Annotated in this window: 15 protein-coding genes; 2 read left to right on the forward strand and 13 right to left on the reverse strand. The window is 42.4% G+C overall.

Features of this window, described 5'->3' with window-relative positions:
* Positions 1-48: 48 nt before the first annotated feature.
* The 13 genes from lpxA to rpsB form a co-directional block, all read right to left on the reverse strand.
* Positions 49-825 (reverse strand): acyl-ACP--UDP-N-acetylglucosamine O-acyltransferase, encoded by a 777-nt coding sequence (gene lpxA / locus JSY38_RS04570; protein ID WP_114410776.1) that lies wholly within the window; start codon positions 823-825, stop codon positions 49-51.
* Positions 825-1,262, reverse strand: a complete 438-nt coding sequence (gene fabZ, locus JSY38_RS04575) for a 3-hydroxyacyl-ACP dehydratase FabZ (protein ID WP_114410775.1) — start codon at positions 1,260-1,262, stop codon at positions 825-827. The genes lpxA and fabZ overlap by 1 nt, the downstream gene beginning before the upstream one ends.
* Complete coding sequence (gene lpxD / locus JSY38_RS04580) at positions 1,259-2,299, reverse strand: UDP-3-O-(3-hydroxymyristoyl)glucosamine N-acyltransferase (RefSeq protein WP_114410774.1); 1,041 nt, start codon at positions 2,297-2,299, stop codon at positions 1,259-1,261. The genes fabZ and lpxD overlap by 4 nt, the downstream gene beginning before the upstream one ends.
* 3 nt (positions 2,300-2,302) lie before the next feature.
* Complete coding sequence (locus JSY38_RS04585; protein WP_114410773.1) at positions 2,303-2,797, reverse strand: OmpH/Skp family outer membrane protein; 495 nt, start codon at positions 2,795-2,797, stop codon at positions 2,303-2,305.
* 30 nt (positions 2,798-2,827) lie between these two features.
* Entirely contained in the window at positions 2,828-5,143 is a 2,316-nt protein-coding gene (bamA, locus tag JSY38_RS04590; RefSeq protein ID WP_239544325.1) for an outer membrane protein assembly factor BamA, read from the reverse strand.
* A 10-nt stretch (positions 5,144-5,153) separates the two neighbouring features.
* Positions 5,154-6,500, reverse strand: coding sequence for an RIP metalloprotease RseP (rseP, locus tag JSY38_RS04595; protein ID WP_205115505.1), 1,347 nt, complete (start codon positions 6,498-6,500; stop codon positions 5,154-5,156).
* Positions 6,497-7,672, reverse strand: coding sequence for a 1-deoxy-D-xylulose-5-phosphate reductoisomerase (gene ispC / locus JSY38_RS04600; RefSeq protein WP_205115506.1), 1,176 nt, complete (start codon positions 7,670-7,672; stop codon positions 6,497-6,499). The genes rseP and ispC overlap by 4 nt, the downstream gene beginning before the upstream one ends.
* Positions 7,672-8,475, reverse strand: coding sequence for a phosphatidate cytidylyltransferase (locus JSY38_RS04605; RefSeq protein WP_205115507.1), 804 nt, complete (start codon positions 8,473-8,475; stop codon positions 7,672-7,674). Before JSY38_RS04605 ends, ispC begins: the two co-directional genes overlap by 1 nt.
* 2 nt (positions 8,476-8,477) lie before the next feature.
* On the reverse strand, positions 8,478-9,209 hold the full coding sequence (locus JSY38_RS04610) for an isoprenyl transferase (protein WP_114410768.1): 732 nt from the start codon (positions 9,207-9,209) through the stop codon (positions 8,478-8,480).
* A 51-nt stretch (positions 9,210-9,260) separates the two neighbouring features.
* Positions 9,261-9,818, reverse strand: coding sequence for a ribosome recycling factor (frr, locus tag JSY38_RS04615; protein ID WP_114410767.1), 558 nt, complete (start codon positions 9,816-9,818; stop codon positions 9,261-9,263).
* A gap of 7 nt (positions 9,819-9,825) precedes the next feature.
* A complete protein-coding gene (pyrH, locus tag JSY38_RS04620; RefSeq protein WP_114410787.1) occupies positions 9,826-10,548 on the reverse strand; it encodes a UMP kinase in 723 nt (240 codons plus the stop codon).
* A gap of 130 nt (positions 10,549-10,678) precedes the next feature.
* Complete coding sequence (gene tsf / locus JSY38_RS04625; RefSeq protein WP_114410766.1) at positions 10,679-11,539, reverse strand: translation elongation factor Ts; 861 nt, start codon at positions 11,537-11,539, stop codon at positions 10,679-10,681.
* Positions 11,540-11,624: 85 nt separating this feature from the next.
* Positions 11,625-12,359, reverse strand: coding sequence for a 30S ribosomal protein S2 (gene rpsB / locus JSY38_RS04630; RefSeq protein ID WP_114410765.1), 735 nt, complete (start codon positions 12,357-12,359; stop codon positions 11,625-11,627).
* A 332-nt stretch (positions 12,360-12,691) separates the two neighbouring features.
* On the opposite strand from rpsB, the gene map reads away from it, so the two are divergent.
* Together map and glnD are read left to right on the forward strand one after the other, a co-directional pair.
* The gene (gene map / locus JSY38_RS04635) at positions 12,692-13,549 is read left to right on the forward strand and encodes a type I methionyl aminopeptidase (protein ID WP_114410764.1); all 858 of its coding nucleotides are present in this window, start codon (positions 12,692-12,694) and stop codon (positions 13,547-13,549) included.
* Between the two features lie 85 nt (positions 13,550-13,634).
* Positions 13,635-16,328, forward strand: coding sequence for a [protein-PII] uridylyltransferase (gene glnD, locus JSY38_RS04640; RefSeq protein WP_114410763.1), 2,694 nt, complete (start codon positions 13,635-13,637; stop codon positions 16,326-16,328).

The raw sequence follows: 16,328 nt of genomic DNA on the forward strand, positions 1-16,328 counted from the left end.
ATAAAAAAACCCCGAAACTGTCCGGGGTTTTCTTTTAATACATGGCGTCTATCGGACTATTCCACGTTTTGAATTCCGAATTGACAATATGAACTCGGTGACTTCAGGAATCAGAGACAACTCCCCTTTCTCAAGTTCTAATAATGCAACTTCAAGGGTTAAGCCTTTCAAATACACCATTTTATAGGCAGCACGCAATGCTCGAATAGTTTCTGGGGCTACGCCACGACGACGCATGCCTTCAAAGTTCATTCCATGAGCTTTCGCCGGACTACCTGATACCATGACATACCTTGGTATATCTTTGGACACCATAGAACCCATGCCACACATACTGTAGGAATTCACTTGGCAAAACTGGTGAATGCCAGTGTAACCGCCAAGAATGACATTATCTCCTACCGTGACATGCCCTGCTAAGGCAGCAAAATTCGCTAAAATGTTGTTATCGCCCACAACACAATCATGACCGACATGTGTACTTGCCATGAACAAGTTATGGCTTCCAATGACTGTGATACCGTTATCTTGGACCGTTCCACGGTGGATGGTGGCATTTTCACGAATCACATTGTTATCGCCCACGATAAGTTGTGTCGGCTCACCCTTATACTTTTTATCTTGGTTTGCTTCTCCAACAGAAGCAAACTGGTAAATTTCATTATTAGAACCAATCGTTGTATGACCATTAATCACAACGTGCGATTTAATAACACTACCAGCTCCAATTTTTACATTCGGTCCGATCACACAAAAAGGACCGATATCCACACTGGAGTCAATCTCTGCTTTCGAATCGATTAAAGTAGTTGGATGTATTGCCACTATATCTTCCTGTCTGCACACAGAATAGAAGCAGAACACGCTAACTCACCGTCAACTGTTGCTCTGCATTCAAATTTCCAAATTCCACGCTTTTCGGTCACGATTTTAGCTTCAAGCTGTAAACGATCGCCAGGCACAACTGGGCGTTTAAAACGTGCTTTGTCAGAACCAACAAAGTAATAAATAGATCCATCTTCTGGCTTTTTATCCATGGTTTTAAAACCAAGAATACCTGCCGCTTGAGCCATTGCTTCAATAATCAACACACCAGGCATAACTGGGTGATTTGGAAAGTGCCCATTAAAAAACGGCTCATTAATGGTGACATTTTTATAAGCAATAATGGACTCATTTAAATTCAGTTCTACAACACGATCCACCAATAAAAACGGATACCTATGTGGTAGGTATTGGCGGATTTCATTTACGTCCATCATTTATTATCAACCTTCTCTAAAAACTTATTAACCTGTTTTTTCAACTGTGAAAACTGCTTTGCCATGTCATCAATTCTTCTGACTCTAGCAACAGTTCGACGCCATTTATTTGTTGGTTCCATGCCCATTCCAGATGAGTAAGAGCCACTCTCAGAAATAGAATTACTAATCATAGTCATACCAGTAATATGCACATGATCAATAATGGTCAAATGACCAGCTATACCAACGCCACCTGAAATCGTACAGCAGGAGCCAATTTTTGTACTACCTGCAATCGCTGTATTAGCTGCAATCGCTGTATTATCGCCAATTATGACGTTATGAGCAATTTGAACTTGATTATCAATTTTAACGCCATTGCCTATTCGAGTATTTTCTATCGCGCCACGATCAATTGTTGTACTGGCACCTATCTCAACAGCGTCGCCAAGCACCACAGATCCGAGTTGATGTATTTTTTCCCAGCGTCCCTCATGCGGTGCAAAACCAAAGCCATCAGCGCCTATAACTGCCGCACTATGGATAATACAAGAAGCCCCCAGCACCACATCATGATAAAGAGTAACATTCGGATACAGCTTACTATTCTCACCTAAGCGAACACCACGACCAAGAACACACCCAGCACCAATAATGCATCCTTGGGCAATAATAACGTCATCATCTATGACTGCATTAGGACCCACAACGACATTGCTAGCTAATTTCGCTGTCGATGACACAACCGCGCTAGGGTGAACCCCAGACCATGTTTGAGTTACTGGAACAAATAAATTAGATAATTGAGCAAACGCTAGGTATGGATTAGAAACCACTATGGCATTTTCAACCAGCTGAGCAAGCTCCTCAGTTTTAACAAGAACCGCTCCAGCACAAGTCGTTTCAAGCTGACTTTGGTACCTGGGGTTTGCCAAAAAGCTTAATTCTTCTGGTGAAGCGTTTTGCAGCGTCCCTAACTTTTTAATAATAAGATTAGGATCACCCTTCACTACACCTTGCACATTGGCAGCCAATTGCCCTAGCGTATGGCTCATATATTAATTATCCTTATTAATTCTCTCTACAAGTTCATCAGTGATATCCGATGCACCGCTTGCATACAAACTTAACTGTCTATTTAACACCAAATCTAATTTCCGCTCTTCAATTAACAACTTCAGTGCAGCCTCACCTTTTGGAGTCAAAGATTGAATAAGCTGTTGCTCTAACTCTTTCGCTTGACGCTGCATATTCGCAGCCATATTGCGAATTTTATTCTGATTCTCTGCTAACTGAGCTCGACGCTTTTTAAATTCTTCCTCAGACAAGGTCAATTCATCACGTTTTAGATTATTTGCATCAGCCTCAAGACTTTCTTGTTCGCTCTTCAGGCGCGCATCCATAGCGGCAACTTTTTGCTTAGGCTCTTTTGCCGCCTCTTGCCCGATATTACTTTGTAAAAGTGCCGCCCTAAAGTCTAACACAGCCACTTCTGTCGCCTGTACACTAGTCATAAAGCATAGAGTAAAAATTACAGTTATGAGCTTTTTCATTTTAAATCCTATTAAATAATACGTTCTAAATTAAAAAGTGGTTCCCAATTGGAATTGGAAAAAATCTGTTTTGTCGCCACTCTTTGAATTCAAAGGTCGCGCAAAGTTAAATGATAGAGGCGCTATTGGTGTAATCCACGTCCAGCTAAATCCAACACTGTAACGTAATTCTGCAGGATCAATACCTTCATTACATTCAGCATTACCAGCAAGGCACGTATCAGTAAATACGTTACCACCATCCAAAAATAAAGCCGTCCTTACAGATTTGTGATCCTCAACCATTGGTAATGGGAAAATCAGCTCCGCTGTCCCTGTCATTAAGATGTTACCACCTAGTGCGGAACTACTATTAGTGGACCCAGCATCATAAGAGTTTTTAGGCCCTAACGATGAAGATCCATACCCTCTTACAGAGTATGACCCACCAGCAAAATAGTTTTCAAAGAAAGGAAGCGTGTCTGTATCGCCATATCCTTTGCCATATCCGAGACGGCCTTTTAGACGGAACAACCACAAACTAGAGTCTGTTAGGTTCCAGTAACGCTGCGAAGTTAATCCTAACTTAGTATATTGTTGGTCACCTACAGGAAGCGATACCTCTAATGTGGCTCTCGTTGAATAACCATCCGTGGGCAATACCCCACCCACTAAATCACTGTCACTCCAAGTTAAGCTTGCAATAACATCATCGTAGTTATCACCGTGAGTATCGACATAGTCTTTTGTTTCATTGGATGGGTCATAACCCAATTTCACCGTACTTTCTTTTACCGTCATACCAAAGGATAAACGCTGGGTATCCGAAATAGGGTAGCCATAGTTAACACCTACACCAATTTCGTCTAAGTCGTAATCTTCCACATCATCATCGGCATGATCACTGGTTTTATAGAAGACTTGGAAACCACGACTCACGCCATCTACAGTAAAGTACGGGTTATCATAACTAATCGAATAATCTTGTGTTTGATTGGTACGTTGCGCGTTAAAAGATAGCTTATTACCTGTACCTAAAAAGTTACGTTTAGAAATACCAAAACCAAGTACCGTACCATCTTCTTGAGAGTAGCCGATGCTTGCTTGAATACTTCCTGAAGCCTGCTCCTGTACAACCACATCCAGATCAACTTGATCCGAAGTACCCGCAACAGGGCGAGTCCTTAAATCAACACTACTAAAAAAACCTAGACGTTCAATACGGCGTTTAGAGGATTGTATTTTTGAATGAGTAGCAAGCGCACCTTCAAATTGTGTCATTTCACGACGCAATACTTCATCTTGTGTTTCACTGTTGCCACTAAAGGTAATTCGACGAACGTACACTTTTGGCCCTGGTGCAATTTGGTAACTCAAATTTACCGTATGATCATCAAATTTTTCAGGAATAACATTCACATTGGTAAATAAATAACCATGATCCCCAAGCTCTGTGGAAATTCCTTCAATTATCGAAGTAACCTCGCTACGTGAAAACACGTCGCCTGTTTTCTGAGTGATTTTTGACCAAACTCGATCTTCTGAAATAGGTAAGCTGCCACTTAACGAAACCTTGTTTATAGTGTACGGTTCACCCTCATCAACATTAATAACGATATAAACATCGCGCTTATCAGCAGATAGACTGACTTGGCTAGAAACAACATTAAAATCCAAATAACCTTTATCTAAGTAAAAGCTTTTAAGAGTATTAATATCACCTTCAATTTTCGCTTTTGCGTATTCATCAGCGGAACTGAAAGGATTCCAAGACCCCGTTTCACTAGATTCAAAGTCGTTTGTTAGTGTTTCCTGATCAAACGCTTTATTCCCGACGATATTAATATGGACAATCTTGGCTGTATCACCTTCATCAATATTGATCATAATTCCCGTACGGTTACGAGGCATTTCATCAACCTTGATATCCACTTTGGCGCTATAGCGGCCCAGTGCGTAATACTGACGTTGCAGTTCTTGAACAATTTGATTAAGTGTTTCTGGTTTATAAATTTCACCGATTTCTAAACCGGATAACTTAAGACCTCTTTCCAAGTCTTCTGTCTTGACTAGCTCGTTTCCTTCAATGGTTAAATTACCTATTGAAGGACGCTCTTCAACATCAAACACCAACACATTACTGTCTTCATAAACATCAATATCACTAAAGTAACCCGTGTTAAAAAGAGCAGTAATTGCTTGATAAACTTTAGCAGAGTCATAGGACTCTGTTTCACTAAATCCAATAACATCAAAGGCTCTTGCTGAGGGCATTTGAACCAGCCCATCAATACGAACATCTTCTACCGTTTTTGCAAAACTCTGCACGCTTATTAAAGCCAACAATACAGCTGAAACGACTTTCACATATACCTCTCTACAAGCGGGCAATATCATTAAAAATGGCAACAGCCATTAAAGCAAATAAAAGCGAAGCGCCAACGCGATAAGCCAATCCCTGAACTCGTTCAGATACAGGCTTACGTCGAATCGCTTCAATGCCAAAAAAGACCAAATGCCCACCATCTAACATCGGAATAGGCAATAAATTAAGCACCCCCAAACTCACACTGAGGTACGCCATAAATTTCAAAAAAGATTGCACTCCGGAATCCGCCGACGCGCTTGCTACTTTAGCAATCGTTATCGGCCCGGATAAATTATCCACTGAAATCAACCCTTGTAACATTTTCCCAATAGAGGAAACGGTCAAAGATACCATTTTATGGGTTTGTTCAACACCATAAGATAAAGCCTCAAATACACCATACCGTCGCTCCCTAATAAGGCTTTCATCCCATACAGGCGGAACAACGGCCAGTCCAGCATAGCCTATCACTTTGCCGTCCCTTTCCATGTACTTTGGCAACAATGTCAAATTGATGACATCTTGTTTACGCTGAACTTTCATACTCAGCGCTTGATTAGGGCTACTTTGTACCGATGCAACAACCTGCTGCCAACTCGCAACTGACTGGCCATCAATCGATAAAATTTCATCACCAGGCTCAAATCCCGCTGTAAAGCCAGCACCATCATCAACGACCTGAGCAATAATAGGAATGACAGTGGGTTGCCATGGTTGAAACCCAAACGCTCTGATCAAATTATTTGGCTCATAACCAACCAACCAGCGATTTAAATCTATCGTTTCTTCATGTAAAGAACCGCCACCCTCTGATTGATAACGAACGATAATGGTTCCTGTTTTACCGATCAAGCCTGCTAACACTAAATTTACATCATCCCATGACGTAACAGAGTCACCGGCAAGAGAAATAAGCTCGTCACCAGACTGAATTTGAGTTTGAGAAGCGGGAGATTGCTGATCAACATCACCTACTTTCGGAGCAATAGACTGCACACCAAGCAAAGCAACAAGGGCGTAAATAGCAATCGCTAATATAAAATTAGCAACTGGACCTGCAGCAACAATCGCAATGCGCTGCCACACAGTCTTACAATTGAATGTTTGATTCTTCAACGACTCAGGAACATCTCCTTCACGCTCATCAAGCATGCGAACATAACCACCAAGCGGAATCATCGCCAAAGTAAACTCGGTACCAGTCTTACCAACATAACGGTAAATAGGCTTACCAAAACCGACTGAAAAACGCAGTACCTTCACACCGCAACGGCGCGCAACAAAGTAATGCCCAAACTCATGAAATGTTATGAGAAGGCCAAGGGAAACAACAATAGAAAGAATATTCAATATCATGAAAAACTACCGCCAGAAATTAGGTCCAATGCCAGACGACGAGAGTAAAGATCCGCCTCAAAAACATCATCTATCGTATTAACAGCATGGATATCAGCAGACATTAGCACCCTTTCATTCAAACGAGCGATATCAAGAAAGCTAATTTTACGGTTTAAAAAAGCCGAAACAGCCACTTCGTTCGCCGCATTCAATACCGCCATCGCCGTGCCTTCCATAAACCAAGCATCTGCAGCCAATTTTAGATTAGGAAAACGCTCTAAATCTGGAGACTCAAAATTTAAACGACCCACGCCCACCAAGCTCAAAGGAGATACATTCGTTTCAATACGTTGTGGCCAACTCATGCCATAAGCGATAGGAATTTTCATATCAGGGTTTCCCATCTGTGCGATAACAGACCCATCAATATAAGACACCATAGAATGCACAATACTTTCTGGGTGAACAACGACCTCCACCTCGTTTGGTGTCACATCAAACAACCAACACGCTTCTATGAGCTCTAACCCTTTATTCATTAGCGTTGCAGAGTCGATGGATATTTTCTGCCCCATTGACCAGTTCGGATGTTTACAGGCTTGCTCTGGTGTAACGCTCGCCATATCTTCAATAGACCAAGATCTGAATGGTCCACCAGAGGCCGTTAAAATAATATTTGCGACATCTATTTTATGTGCACCATTGGCCGTCTGAGGCAAACTCTGATAAATAGCATTATGCTCACTGTCTATTGGCAACAAAACAACGTTATTACGAGCCACCTCATCCATAAAAAGCTTTCCGGCTGTCACCAAGGACTCTTTGTTAGCAAGCAAAGTTCGCTTACCAGCGCGAATACCAGCTAATGTAGGCTTCAATCCAGCAAACCCCATAATGGCAGCCATTACCTGATCGACAGAAGAATCAGCAGCAATACTATCCAAAGCTTCTTCTCCCCACTCAAAAGACACAGTCAAATCTTGGCACTTTCTCGCCAATTCATCCCGCGCCTTTTGCGACCCCATAACAACACGCTGCGGATTAAAACGACGACATATATCCGCCATTTTATCCACACTTTCATTAGCGGACGCACTTACCAAAGAAAATTTCTCTGGGTGTTGAGCAATAATATCTAAGGTACTTTGACCAATAGATCCTGTCGCCCCCAAAAGACAAATACCTTGCATCAAAGCCATCCCACCAAACTAAGCAACAACACATAAATAGGAGCGGCGGCTGTTAGACTATCCACACGATCCATAACGCCACCATGGCCGGGGATTAAATGACTTGAATCTTTCAGTTCCTCATGACGCTTAAATAGACTTTCAGTCAAATCTCCCAACACAGAGACAAACGACGTAACAAAGCCAATTACAGCCAATACCAACCAATAATTAAACGAGAAATCACTTAATCCGGCAAAAACAGCCAAACCAACTTGAGTGAGCAGCAAACCACCAATTACACCTTCCCATGATTTACCTGGACTAACAAAGCGTGCCAGCTTCCTTTTACCAAAAGCACGTCCGGCAAAATAGGCCCCCGTATCAGCCCCCCAAATCAATCCCATAAGAAGCAACACCCAAACAACAAACTCAGCAGACTGTCTCAATACAGCCAAAGCAGACCAAGTCGTCACTAACACAAAAGCACCAAATACTAAGCGGCTTAGTTTAAACTTCCACACTAAAAGGGACGGGTACCGAATCACCCAAAACAAAGCAAGGCCCCATAAAATTGGGCTCACAGAAAGTGCGGCATCCTGCCAATCTCTATTAAAAACAACGACACATATCGCGGCTATCATCACTGCGAAGGCAACACGCCCTAATTGACTTCGTACACCTGACAGTCTAGCCCACTCCCAACCAGCCAACACAACAACTACCGCCATTGCGAAAACAAAGCTAGAAACATCCAAAACAAAAACGGCGCAGATAAATAGAACAGCCATAACAATGGCACTAAGAATTCGGGGGAGTAACATGGTTATCGACCACCATAACGACGTTGACGGTTTTGATAAGTTTGAATTGCCTCATCAAAATGTTGTTGATCAAAATCCGGCCACAATACCGGAAGGAAGACAAACTCAGAATACGCTGTTTGCCAAAGCATGAAGTTACTAATCCGCTCTTCTCCTGAAGTACGAATCAACAAATCCGGAGAGGGTAAATCAGCCAATTGCATGTGCTCCGCCAGAGAAGATTCATTAACTTCTTCTGCCAACAATTCACCAGCAGCAACTCGCTCAGCAACTTTTTTAGCCGCTTCAGCAATATCCCAACGACCACCATAATTAGCAGCAATAACCAACGTCATCTGATTATTGTCTTTTGTAGCGTCTTCCGTACTTTCAATCTGCTCTCGAAGACCTTTGCTAAAGCCAGACAAGTCCCCAATCACTCGAAGCCGGATTTTATGTTCATTAAGTCGCTTCAGCTCTTTTTTCAAAGAACGCATAAACAACTTCATCAAACCATCCACTTCCATCTTTGGACGCTTCCAATTCTCACTTGAAAATGCAAACAGCGTTAGCACTTTAACACCCGATCTAGCTGAGGCTTCGACTACACGGCGAACCGCGGAAGCGCCTGCAGTATGACCTGCAATGCTCGGAAGATGTTTTTTCTTTGCCCAGCGATTATTGCCATCCATAATAATCGCAATATGATGAGGCACGACTACTGAATCACTATCAGCGCCATCTATTTCAGACATAGCATTACCTTAGTCAACAAAAAAAGCGAGCTCAAAAGCTCGCTTCTTCCGTTAGATTTCCATCAAGTCTTTTTCTTTTGCAGCAAGACGCTCTTCAACCAGAGCAACATACTTGTCAGTAATTTTTTGAACTTGATCTTGTCCACGACGATCATCGTCTTCGGAAATCTCTTTTTCTTTCACTAGGTCTTTCAAATTGCTGTTAGCATCACGGCGAATATTACGAATGGAAATACGACCATTTTCTGCTTCATTTTTCGCTTGTTTAAAATAATTCTTACGCGTTTCTTCAGTCAAAGCAGGCATAGGAATTCGAATAAGGTTGCCGTTTGTCGCTGGATTTAAGCCAAGGTCAGATTTCATAATGGCTTTTTCAATCTCTGGTACTAGGTTATTTTCCCAAGGAGATATACCCAATGTACGCGCATCTTCAACCGTAATGTTGGCCACTTGGCTTAATGGTGTTTCAGAGCCGTAATAATTTACTTTAACTGAATCTAATATACTTGGATGCGCACGACCTGTACGGATTTTTTTAAACGCAGATTCAACAGAAGCTACTGCTTTACCCATACGGTCTTCTGCGTCTTTAAGAATTTCGTTAATCATAATTTCCTCACTTAATCAGTGTACCTTCACTGCCACCAACCATGATATTAACCAAGGCTCCGGGCTTATTCATATTAAATACGCGTATTGGCATAGCATGGTCACGAGTCAAGCAAATGGCAGTTAAGTCCATAACACCTAGTTGCTTTTCAAGCACTTCATCGTAACCCAATGTATCATATTTCACAGCAGCAGGATCTTTCATTGGATCAGCAGAATAAACACCATCCACTTTCGTTGCTTTCAATACAACATCAGCATCAATCTCAATGCCACGCAAACAAGCAGCAGAGTCTGTTGTAAAGAAAGGATTCCCTGTACCAGCAGAGAAAATAAGCACATCCCCCTCTTTCATTAGTCGCATAGCACGACGTCTGTCATAAGGTTCAACTATTCCTGTCATAGTAATAGCCGACATTACACGTGTTGCAATATTGGCACGCTCTAATGCATCTCGCATTGCCAATGCATTCATAACCGTCGCCAGCATCCCCATATGGTCGCCAGTCACACGATCCATGCCAGCTTGACTCAAGGCTTGACCACGGAATAAATTACCGCCACCAATAACGATACCTACTTCAACGCCAATGCCACGCAATTGCCCTATCTCTAACGCGATGCGATTTAACACTTTAGGGTCAATACCAAAGGACTCATCGCCCATTAAGGCTTCGCCACTCAACTTAAGCAAAATTCTTTTGTATTTTGGACTCTTTTCTTTTGGCATATCAACCTCCGGCAATGATTTCATATCTTGAGTAATTGAGGCTAATGTAGCCGACACTCATGCAGTTGTCTTTCATAAAAAGGGGCAGTCAAGCTGCCCCTTTTTTTTTGCAAGACATTACAACTAGGAATTAACCTTTAAGTTGTGCTGCTACTTCTGCTGCAAAATCTACTTCAGCAACCTCAATACCCTCACCCACTTCAAGGCGAATGAAAGAAGTCACTGTTGCGCCAGCATCTTTAACAAGCTGACCAACTTTTATTTCTGGATTCTTAACAAAAGGCTGTTCAGTCAAGCTGTTTTCAGCCAAGAATTTCTTCATACGACCAACAATCATTTTATCAACGATTTCTGCTGGTTTACCAGCCATGTCTGGCTGTGCACGAACAATTTCTTCTTCTTTTTCAAGAGCTTCAGCAGGCATATCTTCACCACGAACAACGCGAGGAGCTACAGCAGCAACGTGCATAGACACATCTTTAGCTAATTCCGCATCACCGCCTTCTAACTGAGTCAAGACAGCGATTTGACCATTACCGTGAAGGTAACCACCTACCAAACCACCTTCAATGATAACAGCACGACGAGGTGTAATGTTTTCACCAATTTTTTGAACCAAAGCTTCACGAGCTTCAAGCATTTCGCCTGAAATCACTTTTGCCATGTCAGTTTCTTTTGTTGCAAAAACAACATCAGCCACTTTATTAGCGAAAGAAATGAAACCTTCATCACGAGAAGCAAAGTCAGTTTCAGAATTGATTTCAACCAAGACGCCATAAGATGAATCATCAGCTACACGTATAATGATTGTACCTTCAGCTGCAGTACGACCTGCTTTTTTAGCTGCCTTCATACCACTTGATTTACGTAGCTCTTCGATAGCCACTTCGATGTCAGCGTTAGCAGCGACGAGTGCTTTTTTACACTCCATCATGCCTAGGCCAGTACGATCACGTAGCTCTTTTACCAATGCTGCAGATACTGCGGCCATGTTAAATCCTCTTTATACCAATTCAAATTTAAAAAAGGAGGCAAGAAACCTCCCTTTAGAAACCAGAACAAACTAGAAAGTTTGCTTACGCTTCAGTAGCTTCGCTTACTTCAACGAATTCATCAGCAGTTCCTGCAGTCGCATTACGACCTTCTAGAACAGCATCAGCAAATGCACCAACGTACAACTGAACAGCGCGAATCGCGTCATCGTTAGCCGGGATGATGTAATCAACACCATCTGGATTACTGTTAGTATCAACGATACCGATAACAGGAATACCTAATTTGTTAGCTTCTTTGATTGCGATACGTTCATGATCAACGTCAACTACGAACATTACATCAGGAAGGCCGCCCATATCCTTGATACCACCCATAGAAAGCTCTAATTTATCAAGCTCACGAGTACGCATCAAAGCTTCTTTTTTGGTCAGCTTATCGAAAGTACCATCGGACATTTGTGTTTCAAGCTCACGTAGACGCTTGATAGATGCACGAATAGTTTTGTAGTTAGTCAACATACCACCTAACCAACGGTGGTTAACGTATGGCATACCAGAGCGAGCAGCTTGCTCTTTAATCGTTTTAGATGCAGCACGCTTAGTACCAACAAACAAAACCTTATTCTTGTTTTCAGCCATTTTTTTAACAAGCTCAAGAGCATTATTAAGAGCTGGAACAGTGTGCTCAAGGTTAATGATGTGAATCTTGTTACGAGCACCGAAAATGAAAGGCTTCATTTTTGGGTTCCAGTAACGAGTTTGGTGACCGAAGTGTGAACCAACCAATAATAGGTCGCGCATAGAAACTGTAGGCATTTTACTATCCTTTAAATTTGGGTTGTTTATGCTTACCAGCTAAAAGCGTCAGTCAAATAAGGTTTAAAGCAACCTAAGACACCCAAGACACTTTCTTTAGTAGCGGCAAGATCGTTGATTTAAGTAATTATCACTTATTTTGAGCACAAGCCCTATAAGCCGGCGTTTTATACCACATTTAACCAAAAACCAAAAGACCCAAACATATTTTTTACGCTTCACCATCTACACGTTTTTTTCATTTAGAGAGGCGATTCTACTGCTTAAGTCATGTAGAATATCTCGCAAACCAGTTTCTATGTAGACATAAACCAAATTAAGACACGTGAATTATGAGCAACGAAATCTTACAAAAAGTTGAAGCATTAACCAAAGATGGTCGCATTGACGCGCCTAGTTGGACTCCGCGCCCAGCGTCAACACGTTTCACAGACGTTAGTGATCTAGAGGGCATGCGTACAGCAGGAAAATTAGCCGCTGACGTTTTAGTTATGCTGGAAGAATTTGTGGTTCCAGGTGTGACAACTGAGCAGATAGATATTATTGCTCACAATTACATCATTAAAGAACAAGGCGCCATTCCAGCACCTTTAAACTACCATGGCTTCCCTAAGTCTTGCTGCACCTCTGTTAATGATGTCATCTGTCACGGAATCCCAAACGATAAAGCGCTAAAGAAAGGCGATGTAGTCAATATTGATATCACCATTATTAAAGATGGCTATTATGGTGATACCAGCAGAATGTTTTTTGCAGGCCCAGCTCTTCCTCACGCAGAACGACTTGCTAAAGTCACGCAAGAGGCGCTTTATATCGCCATTGATATGGTCAAACCAGGCGCTCGCTTAGGCGACATTGGCGCAGCCATTTCAGCCTATGCGCACAAACACCACTACTCTGTAGTTGAAGAGTATTGCGGGCACGGCGTTGGAACGACTTTTCACGGCGAACCTCAAGTTGCCCATTACGGTACGCCAGGCACAGGCGTCATGCTGGAAGAAGGTATGACTCTGACTATCGAACCCATGATCAACGCTGGCAAGAAACAAGTTAAACATTCAGGCCCAGACAATTGGATTGCAAAAACCAAAGACGGACGACTATCTGCACAATACGAACACACTTTGCTCGTTACAGCTGATGGCGTTGAAGTGCTAACACGTCGACCAGAAGAGACTCGCTTCTCATAAGAGAAGCGAGTTAACACACGCTTACTTAATTAACAGTTTACTTCACAAACACCAATAACAACGATTCATTCTTCGAGGCTTTTGTATGGACTTCCCTGCTTTTCCAGACGCTCCGCCACTACTGACAACGGAAGAAAAAAACGAACTTTCCAAAACGGGTTGTTCGATTCCCCGCTACAAAGCCATTATTGAAGAAAAAACCAATAGCTATAATGACCTTTTTCATTCTCTATACCCCATTGAAAAACTCGTTAAAGGTCTATCTTGTTTCTATGACGAAATCATGCAGGCCGCATGGATATCGAAGGGATTAAACAACGAAATCCATGTCAGTCTTGTTGCTGTTGGCGGATACGGTCGCGGAGAACTGCATCCAAAATCAGACATAGATTTGCTGATCTTAATCGAAAATGAAACATTAGCTCCAAAAGATAAAATAGAGGCATTCATCACCTTCCTCTGGGATATCAATTTAGATGTCGGCCATAGCGTCCGAACCATTGATGAATCTACAGAAATGGCCGCGAAAGACATCACAGTTATCACAAATCTAATCGAATCGCGCACACTGATTGGCCCAGATGATCTATTAGCGACACTTAAATTGCATGTTGATATCTCACAAATGTGGGATGGCCACTCTTTCTATCAGGCCAAACTAGCTGAGCAAAAACAGCGCCACGCAAAATACCAAAATACCGCATACAACCTAGAACCCAACCTAAAAGAATGCCCTGGCGGACTAAGAGACATGCAAGTAATCGACTGGGTTGCTAAACGCCACTTACATACTCATAGACTTAGCGCCCTCATCGAAAAAGAGTTTTTATCAGAAGATGAATATATACAAATAAAAGGCGCTGTTAGCCATCTCTGGCGAGTCCGCTGGGCTCTTCACATGGTCGCAGGACGCAAAGAAGACCGCTTACTTTTTGATCACCAACGCACCCTAACCAAATTATTTGGTTTTGATGATGATGACTTGAAGCGCAACGTTGAACGTTTCATGCAAGGCTATTATCAGAGTGTTGCCGCTATCCAACAACTAAATGATTTACTACTTCAGCACTTCGAAGAATCTTTCTTAGCAAACGATGCAGTCAATACGGTAGAAATCATCAATGATCACTTTCAAATTGCCAATGGACAACTTGAAGCACGCTCAGCGTCACTATTCAACGACACGCCCTCCAGCATGCTCGAACTGTACGTTTTATATGGAGAGTATGAGAACATAAAAGGCATTCGAGCCAACACCATGCGACAACTTCGCGACAGTTTAGACTTGATTGACGACGACTTTAGAAACGACAAAATTAATACAGACCTGTTTCTCGACATCATTGCCAGTCGATACAGACTAACAAGCATATTAAGATCAATGAAACACCTCGGACTACTGGGCCGCTACTTACCCGAGTTCGGAGCCATCATAGGCCAGATGCAACACGATTTGTTTCATATTTATACGGTTGATGCGCACACACTACAACTTGTTGAAAACTTACGCCGCCTTTGGCTACCCGAATTTAAACAAAAGTTCCCGATTTCGGCCCAGGCGATTCGACATATAGCAAAAGTCGAGTTACTGTACATAGCGGGTTTATATCACGATATAGCAAAAGGTCGCGGTGGTGATCATTCAGAACTAGGTTGTGTCGATGCTCAAGCTTTCTGCGAACGCCACGGTCTATCCAAAAGAGATACTGAATTGGTTGTCTGGTTGGTGCGAAACCACCTATTTATGTCTGTGACAGCTCAACGCAAAGACATATCCGATCCAGAAGTTATCTGGGAATTTGCTAGCTACGTCAAAGACCAAGAACATCTAGATTATTTATTTATCCTCACCGTTGCCGACATCAACGCGACCAACCCAACGATGTGGAACAGCTGGCGCGCGTCATTGATGCGCCAACTTTATTTGGAAACCAAACGCGCTCTCCGTCGCGGCCTAGATTTCCCAATCGACGCAGACATGATCAGCGATGAGCACAAACAACGCGCTTTAGAGATCATCATTGAACGCAACGTTGATATCGTGGAAGCAGAAAACATATGGGAAACCATTGAAGAGGAATATTTCATTCGCTCAAACGGTGACGAAATTGCCTGGAACACAGAAGCCATTATACGCCATCGCCCTAGCGACAAACCTCTCATTGCCATCACACCTCTGGGTGGACGCAATTTCTCTGGCGCCAGTAAAATATTTATCTACACCCCAATCAGTAAACACCTCTTTGCCGTAACCGCCGCTACCTTTGAGCAATTAGGCCTAACCATTTTAGATGCAAAAATAAGCCATACTAGCGACAACTACAGTTTAGATAGCTTCGTCGTGATGGACAGTAATGACAACGACGCCAACCTGCATTTAGACAAAGAACGCATCACGCTAATTCGCAAAACTTTGATGGAGCAATTAGAAACCCCATCTATGTTTGAAAGCGTAGTACAACGCCATACACCAAGAATTTTGAAAATATTTAACTCTCCTTCAACCGCTCATTTTGTTAGCCAACCAGAAGAAGTATGGTCGGCACTCGAAATAACCGCTCCAGACAGACCGGGGCTATTGGCGTTAGTTGGACAGTTTTTTATGAACCACAACATCATGTTACACAAGGCTAAAATCGCCACTTTAGGCGAACGAGTAGAAGACACCTTTTACATCACGGATGAAAATGGTGATCTAATTACAGCCCCTGATGACATGAATACTATCTGCGACCTTTTAAAAGAGAAAATAGATCGTTTCTCTCAAGCAATGGACTAA

Source organism: Marinomonas foliarum (assembly GCF_016906065.1).
GTDB lineage: Bacteria > Pseudomonadota > Gammaproteobacteria > Pseudomonadales > Marinomonadaceae > Marinomonas > Marinomonas foliarum.

Excerpts from the sequence above, each read along its gene's own strand:
- fabZ (WP_114410775.1), bottom strand. The coding sequence starts at position 1,262 with ATGATGGACGTAAATGAAATCCGCCAATACCTACCACATAGGTATCCG.
- lpxD (WP_114410774.1), bottom strand. The coding sequence starts at position 2,299 with ATGAGCCATACGCTAGGGCAATTGGCTGCCAATGTGCAAGGTGTAGTG.
- JSY38_RS04585 (WP_114410773.1), bottom strand. The coding sequence starts at position 2,797 with ATGAAAAAGCTCATAACTGTAATTTTTACTCTATGCTTTATGACTAGT.
- rseP (WP_205115505.1), bottom strand. The coding sequence starts at position 6,500 with ATGATATTGAATATTCTTTCTATTGTTGTTTCCCTTGGCCTTCTCATA.
- ispC (WP_205115506.1), bottom strand. The coding sequence starts at position 7,672 with ATGCAAGGTATTTGTCTTTTGGGGGCGACAGGATCTATTGGTCAAAGT.
- JSY38_RS04605 (WP_205115507.1), bottom strand. The coding sequence starts at position 8,475 with ATGTTACTCCCCCGAATTCTTAGTGCCATTGTTATGGCTGTTCTATTT.
- JSY38_RS04610 (WP_114410768.1), bottom strand. The coding sequence starts at position 9,209 with ATGTCTGAAATAGATGGCGCTGATAGTGATTCAGTAGTCGTGCCTCAT.
- frr (WP_114410767.1), bottom strand. The coding sequence starts at position 9,818 with ATGATTAACGAAATTCTTAAAGACGCAGAAGACCGTATGGGTAAAGCA.
- pyrH (WP_114410787.1), bottom strand. The coding sequence starts at position 10,548 with ATGCCAAAAGAAAAGAGTCCAAAATACAAAAGAATTTTGCTTAAGTTG.
- tsf (WP_114410766.1), bottom strand. The coding sequence starts at position 11,539 with ATGGCCGCAGTATCTGCAGCATTGGTAAAAGAGCTACGTGATCGTACT.
- rpsB (WP_114410765.1), bottom strand. The coding sequence starts at position 12,359 with ATGCCTACAGTTTCTATGCGCGACCTATTATTGGTTGGTTCACACTTC.
- map (WP_114410764.1), top strand. The coding sequence starts at position 12,692 with ATGAGCAACGAAATCTTACAAAAAGTTGAAGCATTAACCAAAGATGGT.
- glnD (WP_114410763.1), top strand. The coding sequence starts at position 13,635 with ATGGACTTCCCTGCTTTTCCAGACGCTCCGCCACTACTGACAACGGAA.